Genomic DNA, 14,954 nt, shown 5'->3' with positions numbered 1-14,954 from the left:
GCTTAACCTATATTTTTAATCGACCATTCAGGAACAGGGTTGTGGATTGCATCGTTGCGAATCATTTCAACAATAGATTTATCATATTTAGGGAGTATATATGTATCCCACATATACTGTTTCTCCTGAGTAGCTAAATTAAATTCATCTTGTTTAATTTCACCTAATGCTAAAAGGGTTTGGTGATAGTTTAAATAACTGAAATATTTTTTTATATCAAGCTGTGTAATAACAAGATTTTGACAACCAAGACAAGTCTCTGTCGCTGAGCTACAATATACTCCTACAGATTGATTCTTTTGAGGCGAGTTTAAAGGATCTTTACAATGATTTAATAGATTCTCTTGAGGTTTATCTATTTCAGCTGGTAATCGAGAGAATGGGTCATCATTATCGCCTTCCAATCCAAGTAACATAGCTTCTAGATGGAGTCCTCTTCGAGCCTTAAATATGGGGTCGTTAAGCTTTCTCAAGTAATCTGATGTAGTTTTTAACCTAGTATGCGCTAAGAGTGCTTGTAAGTATGTTAAATCCTCTGTACGAAGGTATTCTTGCCAAGCCATTGTAGGTCGAAATAAACTTGCTTGTAACGTAATGGGCTTGCTATCACTGGGGCGTTTTAGGTTAAGCTGCACTCCAAAATCGTAAATAGCTTGCTGAAATCTTTTTACTGTTATTACTCTGGGAACTTGATCAGAGCTAGCATTACTAATCCATAACGCTTGTTGTCCTTTAGGTCTATACGATTCAGTGATTTTTATTACTCGTTGAATTATTCTAATCGGCCAACTATCACTTCCTTTTATTAATGGGATTGTTTTATCCTTTTTGTTGGAACGGTACTTCTCCCACCGAATAAACATTCTATTAGAATCCAGAGGGTCTACTTCAAGGCAGTCTAATGTAAGTCTAGAGATAGTGCTTGGATTTAATCCAGTTCGAATAAGTAACATTAGGTAATAAGGGACTAAATCTGATGCAGAGACCCAAAGCTTAAGGTTGTTCTCATTATAGAATGCGGTTAACCAACCTGGTTGTCGGTGTCTGAAACCATGATAAAACAATGGGTACTTTTTAAGGGTATCGGCATCACTTAAAACCTGACATTGCATAATATTTTCCCAGTACCAAACCAGGTAATCAGTCTTTTGCCAAGGTGAATTATACTTAATTGGAGACGGTTTTCCTGCAAAATTATTTATGTAATAGTCAGTATCACTGACACTTTTATAGAATTTTTTTAGTGCTTTGGCGTAATAAGTTGTTCCATTAGATATCCCTTTCAAAAAAGATTGACCTCTAGGTATTTTATAGAGACTTTCGATATTTAATTTTTCACAGTGCAGTTCATTTACCCAAAACCAAATACAATAATCTTTGCTTGCCCATACGGAACGCTTTTTTTTATTTGTGATAACGGGTGCAACATCAGTAATAGGAGGTTCCTTTCCTAGCCATTGTGGTTTATATGTTGATTCAAGACGCTTCGATGTGATAACTAGTGATTGTTGTACAGCTGTTGATATTTCCCTTATTTCTTCCATATCGTATCCTTCATTACTTGAAGATAACCCACTACTTTTGGGGAACATATTTTCCGGAATTATAAATGTTGGAGAAATCGATTTATGCTTTTGCCATTGTTTAAAAATACTGCTTATAGAACGAAACAGACTTCCTGCTGTAGAGTATTTTAGGCCGGATTCGTTCTTTAGCCAAAGGCAAAAATTTATGAGGACCGTGCCATCGAGATCCGAAGGAGATGTAATATCATGCAAGGAGGCAAATTGGAGGAACTTTTGAAATTTCTCTATAACAGATATGCGTGTGAAATGCCCTTGAGAGTGTCTATTTTTGTACATAGCCCATGAAAAAAGGCTGATAATTTTTTTAGAGCCCAATTCGCACTTATTGTTAAGATTATAGGTATGTGGGTGACCAGTGTTTTTGCACTTTATGGTAAATTTTAAATCACGATATGCTCGAGCTTCATCAGCAGTGATTTTAGTAATTTGTACGTACTTAATTGTCACTAATAGAATCCTCTGTCACTATATCAATTTGACGTTGAAAAGCATTATATGAGCCAGAATAAGCTATTAAGGTGGCTATATGCACGTAGTATGTTCTAGTTGTTTCTTCACTTGCATGGCCAAGTAGTTTACTAAGACCAGTTAGGTCGTGGTTAAGTAAATAATGATATGTCCCAAAAGTGTGTCTTAGAAGATGCGGGTGAGCTTTAACTCCAATGTGCTTACTGGTTTTTCTAAATAGTTTTTGAACCCAGTTAATGCTCAATGGTTGTCCATCTATGGTGATAAATAATGTAAGGCAATCTTTCGGATCTATGTGTGCAATAGCATCGATTTTTTTCTCTCTGTCTATGTCTACATACTCCCAAATTTGGTAAAGTAAATCATTAGGTATTAATATCACTCTTGCCTTTCCGCCTTTTCCAATAACTCTAGCTGGCGTAAATTTTCCTCGACTATTCACTTCTGGTAGATCACGAAGAGGAAAGTTACAGGCTTCAGATATTCTTAATCCTGTCTGGAGCATAAATGATGTCAACAATACATTTCTTTTTTTCACTAGCGCATTTCTTTTTCCTGAGATCTTTCCGACTGAAGAGACAAATCTTAAAGCATCCTCTAATAGCATGAACTTAATAGGTTCTGAAACAGCTTGAGAGTGATGCCCTTTAGATTGATATCGCTGACTCAAAGATAGTTTTAAACTTTGTATTTCCTGTGGATTAAGGTAAGGGGACAACCCCTTTTCATATGACCAAATAAGATAGCGGTAAGCACCAGCTACTCTAGAGTTAATTGTATTCCAAGAAAGTCTTTCTCCATTATTTTTTGTGTATTCACATAATGCATCAATGTAAAAGTCGAATGTATCGTCTGTTATTGAACCAATGTTATTCAATGATGAATTAGCCCAAAGCAGAAATTCTTTAAGATGCTCAGCGTTTGTTTGTAAGCTCTTGGGCTTATTTTTTAAAGCTAATTGTCTCAGATACTGATTTACTTCGACACATGGTGAAGTGTCATTATTGAACATCTGTGGAATGTCACCCTTCAATCTTGCCAATTTTGAACGTTTTGACGTTGTGAAATTACAGTACACAATATTCATTTTATAATCTCTTTTTTACCATGTGTATCAGTAGACTAGCCAAAGACATACTGATTTTAACTGAATTAGATATAGTAGCTAATTTTCCATTGTGTTACTTAATTCACCTCAATTGTATAGCATAGAAATCTTTATAAGTTAAATAAATGTAGTTTTTATATGGTCATTACTACAAGTTAGATGGAGTAAGGAATTGTAAAATTTAAACGTATATGTACATCAAGTGTAGGTACTACTAACGCGGCAAACCGATAATAAATACTTTATTATCCTGCTTACTCGTCATAGTGGGTTTGGGCATATCGGCTTGTGCTGATGTCGATAGTTCAGTCTGCTTGGATATCATTAATTACAGTCGCATTGAGTGATAAAAATTGAAGGTTATTGAATCAGTAAATGATTATACCGAAATGCCAGCCAAGGTGTTATCGAGCTTGCTAGTAGGAGCTATGAGGTAATTAACCATGTTATTCGCCTCATACGGTGAGGCGAATAAATTGCTATTTTTACAAATTGATTGCCGTCCCTCCTTTAAGAGCAAAACAATCGTGCTGGGCAACAAAGGGAATAACTTGTAGTAACAGTTGGACCTGTCGATAGTAATGGCTTTTTCTATCCATCTTGGTTACATCTCCTTGGGTATAGTGATTTGCCAAGTTGGCTCTAGTTTGCCGTTTTGTGCGATAAGTCGCTTGCCTGTTCCTAGGTCATATTGTTCAGGTGTCAGATACTTAAACCAGGCATGTTGTTGTCTATTTGCCAGCCAAAGAAATAGCCGTTTAATTTTGATGCTGCAGCAGGCTTTAAGTAAGACATCCAATTTACGTGGTGAAAGGTTGCTCAACCCCTGCATAATTTGATCCGCGTGTTCAAAGCTAGTGTGTTGGGGCACTGTGGTTAAGAGCTCAAGAATCGCTTTTTCTGGACAAGAATAAAAAAGCGGAGGGAGTGATTCTCTCCACGTGTTTTGTCGTAGATATTGACTATTGTGCATCAGTGTTTCTGGCCATATACGTTTTGTGCCATGCCATTCAAACTCTGCTGAAATATCGATTCTGTCCAGCCAACGAGGTAATGCGGAATGAGCATAAAGCTGTATTTTAGGTTTATCGCCGATAGATACATAATGCCCTAACCCCTCAAGCTCTAACGCTGTTAAGCCGCCCACATGAATAGGACTATCTGACATACGTTGTACAGAAGCAACAAGACCTTTCCAGGAGAGATTTGCCTCCAGTCTTACATAAACCCCAGCAGTGAGGGGAATTAAAGTTCGGCTACGTACAGCATTGTCCAGAAAGTGCAGGCTGAGCCCTTGTGCTTCAAGCCATGGTTTTGTGGCTACCATATCCAAAGGCAGTGCATTCTGTAGTTGTGTTCTGGCTTTAGTATTCAGCATGTTCGACTATCGCATCTGGTTTGATTAGGTTTAAATATACGTTGATTATTGACGTGTTTTGTTCATTATTCAAACTTTATTATCTATAAAAGTTTAAGATTTGTCATTTTCACGTTAATCATTGCCGTAAAAATTTAGTTTTTCAAACTGAGTTTTTTACTTTTCAACGTTTGTTTAGAGCCAGCAAGATGTGGTGATACAGATAAATCAGTCAGCTTAGATGCCATTAACTTGCTATCGCTTCGGGGGTTGTTGAGTCGGTAAATGATGATACCGAAATAGCTGTTTAACGTGTTATTGAGGTGACTGGTACTGTTGTGAGGCGAATAAATTGCTATTTGCCTCATATGGTGAGTCGAATAGGTTATTGTTTGCATCACAACAGTATTTAAGTCAGCTAAACAGAGGTTAATATGTGGATTTGGCAACAACAAGAATGGCCTGATTTTGTATGGGACCATACCCGTATTAATCCTTTATTACGTCAAATTCAATTTAATCAAGGTTTGTTACTGGGTAAGGTAGGCACTGAATCTGTTAGTCAATTGACACTCGATACTATGATCGCCAACATAGTTCATTCAAGTGCGATAGAAGGCGAAACGCTCAACGCATTGTCTGTACGTTCATCTTTGGCCAATAAACTTGGGGTGATCGAAGAAAACCCTTATCCCACTACTGCACAAACCGATGGTTTAGCTGATATCACCTTAGATGCGCTACAAAACTGGCAACAGCCACTTAGCCTAACGCGTATTTTAGATTGGCATGCTCTGTTGTTTCCGAGTAACCAAGCCGTGTTTAATCCTGTTATTGCCGGTAAGTTACGCGGCGATGAACCTATGCAGGTGGTATCGGGGCGTTTAGACAAACCGACAGTCCATTTTGAAGCGCCTCCTCGAGGTACGCTAGACCAAAGTTTAACGCAGTTTATTGAGTGGTTTAATCAATCACGAAAACAGGCTGACCTTGATCCGCTAGTACGAGCAGCCATCACTCATTTGTGGTTTGTCACCTTGCATCCGCTTGATGATGGTAATGGACGTATCACCCGTTTGCTCACCGATTTAGCACTAGCGCAAGCTGAACATCGTTCGATTGATTTTTATGCTATGCCAGTTAGCATACTTGAGCGACGTAAAGCTTATTACGCGATATTAGAGTCTACCCAGCAAGGTGGCTTAGATATCACACCGTGGTTGCTGTGGTTTTTAGACACCTTAAATGACGCTATTCAACACACGCTCAATATCATTGAGCAAACTACTGCTAAAACCCAGTTTTGGCGTCGAGTTGATCAACACTTACTCACTCCAGCGTTAACCACAGAACAAGTGAAAGTGCTGAATAGGTTACTCGATGGTGACTTTAGTGATGGAATAAGCAGTAGCCAATATCAAAAAGTCGCTAACGTCAGCCGCGCCACTGCCACCCGACATTTGGCTCAACTTGTGGATCAACAGTGTTTGGTCAAGACTGGCGCGGGTGGTAGAAGCACAAGGTATGTGTTGGCACTTACTATTAATGATGAATGAGTATTGCTAGTTTTTTAACATACGATTATGAGTCTACAAAACACTAACTACTAAGTTGATGTTTTGTAGGCTTAGCTTTATTGAATTGTATATTAACCAATTGTTAGCAAATTGGACTGTAAGTAAGTTCGTTGTTGTTTTAGCTAGTCATCTGTTTTTGTCATTTCAATGACGGGATTTAGCAGTTTAGCTACAGCTCTAAACACAGGCACAACAACAGAATTACCGAATTGTTTATATGAACTAGCATTAGCACAAACGATTTTAAAATCATGATCCTTTTCTGTTCGGTCAAATTTAGGTTTTTCAAACCCCATCAATCTAGCGCATTCCCTTGGGGTGAGGCTTCTAGGTGTTTTATATAAAGGATCAAACTCGGCGGTATAGCGGCCAAAAATTTCATCGTAAGCCTTTTCCCCTTGCTTTATCAATTCCTTGCATTGTTGCGATTGATCTATTTCATTTAGCGATTTTAGAGCGTGGTCAATTGCAAATTTTTCTCTTTCTTGGTTTTTGAAAATACCGTGTTGTTTTTTTTCTTCTAAGTATTCATTTTCTAGGCCTTGGTGATTTACTAGTATTTCTGAACCATCTTTGTAATATCGGGCAGAAAGAGTCCTAGTTGTAACCTGTTCATCTCTTGGATCCACAAGACCAAAACCGAAGCCATTACCTTTGGTTTTGTGTTTTAAAGCATAATGATAGAGATAATTCCACAGGTTTGGAGTTAACGTGTACCTATTAACCTCTGCTTCTGTTAGGTCGGACAATATTTCACTAAGAGTATAACGACTTTCTGGTTTTTCTATTTGAGACAAGGATAGGTTCTTTAAATCAGGATATTTTTGAATAAGATCATTCCTGATTCCAACTAGAACGACACGCTCACGATGCTGTGGTGTGAAATGAATGCCATCAATAATAGTCGGTTCAACTTTTCTTTTTCTCACATTTACAATCGCATCTTCAATATCTTTGCCTGCATTACTTATATCAAGCAACCAGTATCCTAATTTGTCTAATGCTCTGATAATTGTTGCGAATGTATTACCTTTATCGTGACTTTTAAGATTTTTTACATTCTCAAGAACAAAGAATTTTGGTTTTCTTGCTTCAATTATTTTTTCAACATCAAAAAACAAAGTTCCTTGTGTATCACATTCAAAGCCATGTGCTCTACCTAATGATATTTTTTTCGATACGCCGGCAATAGAAAAAGGCTGGCAAGGAAAACCGGCTAAAAGAACATCATGATGAGGCACATGCTGGCGAATGTTGTTTGTTTTTTCTATTTCAGAGAGTGATGTGTTCTTACTTTGTGTAACTTCAGTTATATCCATAAATGAAGTGTTTTTATGCGGGTTTTCCTCAACTTCATCAATAAAGTATGGCAGGTCGAGTTTGTCAACATAGTAGTTTGCCAAATAAGTCTTTCTTGCTTTTCTATCCAATTCGCTTGTGAAAACGCATTTACCACCAATATCTTCGAAACCTTTTCTAATACCTCCAATACCTGCAAATAAGTCGATAAATTCAAATGAAGCATTATCCCAGTGCTGAGGCTTAGGTGGGAGAAGTTTACTTTCTATGTATTGTCTAGTTTTTGCGTCGAGGTTAATACTTACAGAATCATATTTCTTCGACCATTTGTTTAAATTCTCGCGACTGACATGAATACCAATTTCATTTAACTTGATAGCTAAATTTTTTTGATCATAAATTTCAATTAGTAACTTAAAGAGTAGACGAGTAGCCAATTCATCATCTTTGTGAAAATGCTCGTTCAGTTCGTCGCCTAGAGTAACAATATCTTTAACCATGATCATTCTAAAAAGGGTGAATTTGATGCGATATTAACACACAATTTTCCCATACTGCTCAATTGTTGGTAAGTATCGACTTTAAAAGCTGACTAATAGGAAGTTGTATTGTAGATTATCGTTTTATGGAAATTGGTACGATGGAGCAATAAAAAATGGAATTTTCTAGTTGGTTATCAAGCCTTTCTGGGGGTGATTGTTCACTTTACATAAAGCGCTTATCAGCTAATGATACTGGAGCTAGTGGCGGACACCAAGTTGGTGTTTATGTACCAAAGGTCGTAATGGATGAGCTTTTCCCATCACTAAATGTAATAGATGTTAAAAACCCTAGTTTATATTTAAAAGCCATAACTAAGTCACATAAGTTTGATGATAAACAAGTGAGGGCAATCTATTACAATAATTACTTTTTCGGTAAAACTAGAAATGAAAAACGTATCACTGGGTGGGGTGGGCGTCATTCTCCGCTTCAAAATCCTGATAATACGGGGGCACTAGCTATTTTTGCATTTGAGAGAGTTAATTATCGTGATAGTACATCGGTGCAAGTTTGGGTTTGTACAGATATCAAACAAGAAAGCTTTCTAGAATCGCAAATTGGAGAAGTCATACCAGGCGAGTGCCTTTTCGGACCGTCAAATGATTTATTGAATGGTTTTAAGTCTTTAAATATAAAAAAGAAAGACTTGTATGATATACCTTCTGCTTGGAAAATTGCTTTTCCATCTGGTGAGGAGTTAATAAAGCATCTTTCTGACGTATATAGATTTAAAGCTACAGAGCCTGATGATCTCCTTATTGAGCGAAGAGATGTTGAATATAGTGCTTTTAAAAAAATAGAAGAATTTCATGTGCTTGATAGAGTTAGAGATGGATTTGATTCTGTTGATGAATTTATTTCTTTAGCTAATTCAGTAAGTAACCGGCGTAAATCACGTTCAGGTAAATCTTTAGAATTGCATCTCGAAAATATTTTTATTGAAAATGGAGTTACTGATTTTACTTCGCAATGTGTAACAGAAGCTAATAAAAAACCAGACTTCATTTTTCCATCTTGTTCTTCTTACCATAATAAGCAATTTCCAAGAGATAAGCTAAGGATGCTTGCTGTAAAAACAACTTGTAAAGATCGGTGGAGACAGATACTTAATGAAGCTGATGACATAAGGATTAAGCACTTATTCACATTGCAAGAAGGGGTTTCTGTTAATCAATATTCTGAGATGAAACAAGCAGGAGTCAGATTAGTAGTACCGAGATCTTTACATCGGTGTTACCCAGCTTCAATTAGACCTGAAATTTTATCACTTATAGATTTTATAGTGGAAATAAAAGGTATTCCTTAAGCTAAGAATTTACGAGTTTTTTTGCATCATTTATTGAAAAAACCACTCCAGAATCTAATTCTGCACCTTCTTTCGAAACCGACCAGACAAAGCCGCCTCGGTATTGGTCGGGATTAGGCTCAATGTAAATATCAAAGCCATTAATAGTCTCTTCGATCACTTGTATATATGAATCATCAAACATAATGCTACCTCCAATTAATTTATGTGTATTGTCGGTGCAATAGGCTTGGGAGTCTACGGACTATGAGTCACATTAGCCGCTGAAACATACAATGAGATAACCCTAATTTGTATTATCTGATTGATTAAGATGAGCTTGCAAGAGCCAACCATATCGGCATAGGCAACTGTTGAAAACAGGATGTTTTCGTCAAGCCCCCATGGATGGGTTTACGGCGTGTTGCATAGGGTGATGTGGTGGGCGAGTTTACTGTGAAGATAGTAGATTAAGATGAGCGATAAGATGTTCGCTTGTTTCGCAATCAAAAATGATAATTGCGTCAGAACCTGCATAGATTTCGGGTGCTTCATCCGTTCCCTCGTTCGTTGCGGACTCAATAGTGTACCGTGCACCATTTTCTTCACGGTCATCGGCCATTTCATGATCAACCCACAATATCCTGTATTGTTCGCCTTGTTTAAAATAGAAACTGACACAAGTGTCGTTACCGTAGCTGTTATCGATTAAAAAGGGGTAATCATTAGGGTTAAATCCTAAATTAAACTGGGTTCCAAAAGCTTGTAAATATGGCTGCATAATGAAATCTCGCTCGTTTCAGAGGTTAGTTTATTATAGTCTAAACTTAGTTTTTTGCAGGTTTGCAGCTAATTTTTAAGTGAAAAGAGAGTTTTGCTACTTTTGGGCTTTAAGACGAACCTCAAATAACCCTGCTGATAACCAAGTCACCCATCTTGGCGCTTTAGGCCTTTCATAACGCTTAAAAACAACAATGGCAGCCACGTTGACTGCCATTGTTGATTGTTACTGCTCTACACGACCGATATTAGTTAATCGCCATCGATAAAAAGTAACCCACAAATGTTGCGGTGATGACGCCGATAAAGCCTGGAATGATAAAGCTGTGATTGAGCACATACTTACCAATGCGAGTGGTACCGGTTCTGTCAAAACTAATAGCGGCTAAATCACTTGGGTAGAATGGGAAAAAGAAGTAGGCATAACATGCAGGTAATACACCAATTAATACTGGTGCTGGGATGCCTAACGAAAACCCGAGAGGCAACATAATGGTTAATACCGCCGCCTGACTTTTTAAGAAGATTGATGACACAAACATCGCGATGGCAAATGTCCATGGGTACACACTCACAATGTCGCTTACCGCGCTGACTAAATAACTTTTGTGGTGCTCAATAATGGTGTCACTCATCCATGCAATACCAAAAATAATGATTACCGCAGTCATACCAGCGCTAAACACATTGCTGGTGGCAATCTTTTTAGGTGAGATATTGGTCGCCAGTAATATGATGCCACCAACAGATAGCATCATAAACTGAATGGCGACTGACATTTTCACGCCTGCGGGCAGTATTTGCTTGCTGAACATCGCCACAATAATTACCGCAAGAATACCCAGTAAAAATACCATTAAGCCTTTTTTCGCAGTTGATTGTGCCTGTGGGGTTTCGGCATCGTCATCTTGTGGGTCAATTAACGACTCACGAAATTCTTTATCAACTAAGCGTGCTTGAAACTCTTCATCTTTATCTAAATCTTTGCCGCGTTTTAAGCTCCAGGTACACGCCACAAGTAAACCAGCCAACGTGGCAGGAATGGTCACCATAAGCACGTCGATTAAGCTGATATCAAGATTGTTATCAACCGCCGTTGCCAATACTACCGCAGCAGCTGCGGCAATTGGGCTGGCGGTAATACCCATTTGCGACGCCACCGTTGCCATGGCTAATGGGCGCTCTGGGCGAATGCCTTTTTTGTACGATACATCGTAAATAACCGGCAGTAATGGGTAAACCGAATGGCCTGTACCAACCAATACGGTTAAAGAATAAGTACATAAAGGGCCTAAAAACACGATATGTTCTGGATGTTTACGCAGTATTTTTTCAGCAAATTTAACTAACAGATTTAACCCGCCAGTGGCCTCAAGTGTTGCAGAAGCCGCCACGACCGCAAGAATAATTAACATGACGCTGATAGGCGGTGAACCAGGCGCGATACCAAACACAAACGCCAACACCGATACGCCTAAACCACCGAGTAAACCAAACGCGATACCGCCATGGCGGATACCAACAAATATGACCGCTAATAACAGCAGCATGTGTATATAAAACATCGTGTATTCCCCATGTAGGTTGTAATTTTTTTTGACCTTCTGAAGGTATCTCACAACGAGTTTGCGGTTAGTGACTTATTTCAAGCTATTGAATTAGCAAGTTGAAAAATGTTTAAAACGTGAACAAGGTTACATACTCAATGCAACGCAGATCTTGTCAGGCAGGGGAAAGGTGTTTTGAAACATTCAGGGTTAATTATTGGCAGGCGCTGAGCAACATCTTACCTATGGTTTTGTCGTTACACGCAATAAGTCGCCAATGCTGGCAGTTATTGAACTTGCTGTAATGATCAATGGCATCGATAAGCGCGGGTACAAAAGCGTCTGTGCTTAATGCTTCTGCACTAAATGCATCTGCCTCAAAATGGAGTTGTTGCAGTAACAAACATTGGTTTTTACGGTCGGCTTTTACATCCACCCGGCCAACAAAGCGATCGCGCCATAAAATAGGCAGAGCATAATAACCGTATTGGCGTTTAGCCTCAGGCACATAAACTTCGATTTGATAATCAAACCCAAACCATTGTTTAAGCTTTTGCCGCTGAATCACTAAATTATCAAACGGATTTAGTAACCAGACTTTATTGGGTATGGTGCTGGGGAGGGTGAGTTTGGGCAGATAAAAATAAACTTGTTTGGAGTTTGGCTCGGTAAAACGGGCAATGTCGCCTTGCTCGCACAGTTGTGCCAATGTTTGCGTTAAAATAGGTTTAAGGCCTTTACGCAGGTACTGAATCTGCTGCAAATTGCCAAAGCCATGCGCCACCAAATAACGAGTAATTAAATGCTGAGCAAACTCGCTGTCGCAGGGCACTGTGGTATCTATATGGTTTGGTAAAACGCGCTCGGTTAAGTCATACACCTTTTGAAACTTGTCACGTTTAGCCACCATTAACTCGCCTTGCATAAAGAGTTGCTCAAGCGCTTTTTTGGCGGGTTTCCAATCCCACCAGGTGCCATTTTTATTGTCGGCGTCGTGCTTAAATTGGCTAGCTTTTAATGGGCCTTCTGCTGTGATGCGAGCTTTTACTTCGCGCATCACTTTGTGTTCTGGCTCAAACCAATGTTTGTCGCCTTGTTGCAGTTGTTGCTTGCGATATAAGCTAAATCGATAGTCTTCAATGGGCAGGTATGCCGCCGCATGGGACCAATATTCAAAAATGGTGTTATCACTCATCGCCTCATCTAACATACTGGTGGCGTAGTGTGGCAACCGGCTATGCAGTACATGATGATGCGCGCGTTCAACCACATTAATAGAGTCTATTTGCACATAACTTAATTGCTGCAATAGCGCTGGTAATGACCCTAAAGGCTGCAACAAACCTTGCTGCTGCATACTGAGCTGTAACCATTGTGCGGCTGAGTAAGGGTTGGTCATCAAACGCCCTTGTGGAGTGTGGTAAGCGAGTTACGCAGTGATAGGCCATGCTCACCGAGTTTGATACGAGTGTGCGTCTCGCATAAGATATTCAGAATTAGATAAAAAAGCCAGAATGAAACCCTCAATAATTAAGCCCAACAACCGTTGGGCTTAATGTGTTTATGCGTGAGCGTTAAGCCTACTCAACGTTTTGGATCTGCTCGCGCATTTGCTCAATCAATACTTTTAACTCAACCGCGGCTGAGGTGATTTCTGCGCTGATTGATTTTGAGGCTAGGGTGTTTGATTCGCGGTTAAACTCTTGCATCATAAAGTCTAAACGGCGGCCTTCGCTGCCGCCTTTTTTCAGGATGCGACGGGCTTCGGTTACGTGGGCTTCAAGACGATCCATTTCTTCGGCGACATCTTGCTTTTGCGCCAGCAAGACCATTTCTTGCTCAATACGTGCAGGGTCAAGTTCACCGGCAATATCTGCCAAACGGTTGGTGAGTTTGTCGCGTTGGTATTGCATGACGGTTGGCATGTGCTCGCGCACAATGTTTACTTGCTCCATTACGCCGTCTAAACGGGTTAGTAGCATGTCTTTAATGGCTTCACCTTCACGGCCGCGCGCTTCGATAAACTGATCGATTGCCCTGTCAAAGGCTGTCATTAGCTCGGCGCCAATGGCGTCCATGTCTTGCTCGGCTGAGGCGAGCACGCCAGGCCAGCGTAATACATCTGTTAAGCTTAATTCGCCTTGCCCGGCTTCTTGCTTTAACCAGTTTGCTGCGCTTAATAATTGCTTGGCTAACGCTTGGTTTAGCTGTAATTCATTACTGCTATTGTCGGCGAGTTCATAACGAAGGTTCACTTCAACTTTACCGCGATTTAAGCGTTTACGTAGGCGATCGCGTAAGACAGGTTCAAAGCTGCGAAACTGCTCAGGTAAGCGCAAGTAGGTTTCTAGGTAGCGCTGGTTGACTGAACGAATTTCCCATGAGGCAGTGCCCCATTGTGCTTTGTGCTCAATACGAGCATAGGCTGTCATGCTTTGGATCATGAAGTGTCCTGTTATGTTATTACGCAAATGTGGGTTGATTATAGCCGCTTTAGGCCTCTGGATTAAAGGATTAGTGCGCAGATTTGTGCTGTATCTTGGCCGATATCAAGCATATGGAGATTAAAATACCTGGGGGTATATGCTAGTGATAACGATTAGGGTGGGTTTGTCGTGGCATCTGGCGGCGCGAACCTCTATAATATGCGCTCAAATCTGATATGAATTCGACTACAGGACTTTTCATGCGCCCAAGTAACCGTACACCAGCTCAAACTCGCCCTATTACTATTACGCGTTCTTTTACTGCACATGCTGAAGGCTCTGTTTTAGTTGAGTTTGGCGACACAAAAGTATTATGTACTGCCAGCTTTACTGAAGGTGTACCACGTTTTCTTAAAGGCCAAGGTCAAGGCTGGGTAACGGCTGAATACGGTATGTTACCGCGTTCAACCCACAGCCGTATGGACCGTGAAGCTGCTCGTGGTAAGCAGTCTGGTCGTACTCAAGAAATTCAACGTTTAATTGGTCGCTCGTTACGTGCTGCAGTGGATATGAAGCTGTTAGGTGAAAATACGATTGTTATCGATTGTGACGTGATTCAAGCCGATGGCGGTACACGTACTGCGGCGATTACTGGTGCTTGCGTGGCGTTAGTGGATGCCCTGAACTGGGCCCGTGGTAAAGGCATTATTAAAGCCAACCCACTTAAGTTTTTAATTGCTGCTGTGAGTGTGGGTATTTACAAAGGCGAAGCAATCAGTGATTTAGAATACCTTGAAGACAGCGCAGCTGAAACTGACATGAACGTTGTGATGACTGAGACCGGCAAGATTATTGAAATTCAAGGTACTGCAGAAGGTGAGCCATTCAGCCATGAAGAATTGATTGAACTACTTGGTCTGGCTAAAAACAGTATTCGCGAAATTGTCGATGTGCAAAAAGCCGCATTAAGTTAATATG

At 39.8% G+C, this 14,954-nt stretch carries 12 protein-coding genes and 1 pseudogene; 3 read left to right on the top strand and 10 right to left on the bottom strand.

The genetic code is table 11. From position 1 onward, the window contains the following. Positions 1–2: 2 nt before the first annotated feature. The 4 genes and pseudogenes from PQR79_RS14790 to PQR79_RS14780 form a co-directional block, all read right to left on the bottom strand. Entirely contained in the window at positions 3–2,033 is a 2,031-nt protein-coding gene (locus PQR79_RS14790; protein ID WP_238107765.1) for a site-specific integrase, read from the bottom strand. Further along, positions 2,023–3,141 (bottom strand): tyrosine-type recombinase/integrase, encoded by a 1,119-nt coding sequence (locus PQR79_RS14785; RefSeq protein WP_188919566.1) that lies wholly within the window; start codon positions 3,139–3,141, stop codon positions 2,023–2,025. Before PQR79_RS14785 ends, PQR79_RS14790 begins: the two co-directional genes overlap by 11 nt. 509 nt (positions 3,142–3,650) lie before the next feature. Continuing rightward, positions 3,651–3,761 (bottom strand): annotated as a pseudogene (locus PQR79_RS20310) (nucleotidyl transferase AbiEii/AbiGii toxin family protein); the annotation flags it as partial. A 5-nt stretch (positions 3,762–3,766) separates the two neighbouring features. After that, positions 3,767–4,540 carry a type IV toxin-antitoxin system AbiEi family antitoxin domain-containing protein gene (locus PQR79_RS14780; protein ID WP_238107764.1) on the bottom strand — a complete coding sequence of 258 codons (774 nt, stop codon included), beginning with the start codon at positions 4,538–4,540 and terminating at the stop codon, positions 3,767–3,769. A 413-nt stretch (positions 4,541–4,953) separates the two neighbouring features. Between PQR79_RS14780 and PQR79_RS14775 the strand changes: the two genes are divergently transcribed. After that, a complete protein-coding gene (locus PQR79_RS14775; RefSeq protein WP_238107763.1) occupies positions 4,954–6,075 on the top strand; it encodes a Fic family protein in 1,122 nt (373 codons plus the stop codon). Positions 6,076–6,218: 143 nt separating this feature from the next. Here the strand turns inward: PQR79_RS14775 and dcm are convergent, their stop codons facing one another. Beyond that, a complete protein-coding gene (gene dcm, locus PQR79_RS14770; RefSeq protein WP_238107762.1) occupies positions 6,219–7,895 on the bottom strand; it encodes a DNA (cytosine-5-)-methyltransferase in 1,677 nt (558 codons plus the stop codon). Between the two features lie 155 nt (positions 7,896–8,050). On the opposite strand from dcm, the gene PQR79_RS14765 reads away from it, so the two are divergent. Beyond that, positions 8,051–9,244, top strand: a complete 1,194-nt coding sequence (locus PQR79_RS14765; RefSeq protein ID WP_238107761.1) for a type II restriction endonuclease — start codon at positions 8,051–8,053, stop codon at positions 9,242–9,244. A gap of 1 nt (position 9,245) precedes the next feature. On the opposite strand, the gene PQR79_RS14760 is transcribed toward PQR79_RS14765, so the two are convergent. From PQR79_RS14760 to PQR79_RS14740, 5 genes are all read right to left on the bottom strand, one after another. After that, positions 9,246–9,428 (bottom strand): hypothetical protein, encoded by a 183-nt coding sequence (locus tag PQR79_RS14760; RefSeq protein ID WP_238107760.1) that lies wholly within the window; start codon positions 9,426–9,428, stop codon positions 9,246–9,248. A 246-nt stretch (positions 9,429–9,674) separates the two neighbouring features. Further along, a complete protein-coding gene (locus PQR79_RS14755) occupies positions 9,675–10,004 on the bottom strand; it encodes a hypothetical protein (RefSeq protein ID WP_238107759.1) in 330 nt (109 codons plus the stop codon). A 247-nt stretch (positions 10,005–10,251) separates the two neighbouring features. Further along, positions 10,252–11,568 carry an anaerobic C4-dicarboxylate transporter gene (locus tag PQR79_RS14750; RefSeq protein WP_238107758.1) on the bottom strand — a complete coding sequence of 439 codons (1,317 nt, stop codon included), beginning with the start codon at positions 11,566–11,568 and terminating at the stop codon, positions 10,252–10,254. Between the two features lie 196 nt (positions 11,569–11,764). Continuing rightward, a complete protein-coding gene (locus tag PQR79_RS14745) occupies positions 11,765–12,949 on the bottom strand; it encodes a winged helix-turn-helix domain-containing protein (protein ID WP_238107757.1) in 1,185 nt (394 codons plus the stop codon). 181 nt (positions 12,950–13,130) lie between these two features. After that, positions 13,131–13,994, bottom strand: coding sequence for a YicC/YloC family endoribonuclease (locus PQR79_RS14740; protein ID WP_238107756.1), 864 nt, complete (start codon positions 13,992–13,994; stop codon positions 13,131–13,133). Positions 13,995–14,236: 242 nt separating this feature from the next. Here PQR79_RS14740 and rph point away from each other — a divergent pair, with 242 nt between their 5' ends. Further along, a complete protein-coding gene (rph, locus tag PQR79_RS14735) occupies positions 14,237–14,950 on the top strand; it encodes a ribonuclease PH (RefSeq protein ID WP_238107751.1) in 714 nt (237 codons plus the stop codon). Positions 14,951–14,954 lie beyond the last annotated feature (4 nt).

Source organism: Shewanella metallivivens (genome assembly GCF_028750675.1).
Taxonomy (GTDB): domain Bacteria; phylum Pseudomonadota; class Gammaproteobacteria; order Enterobacterales; family Shewanellaceae; genus Shewanella; species Shewanella metallivivens.
This window is presented reverse-complemented; position numbering and strand designations above follow the sequence as displayed.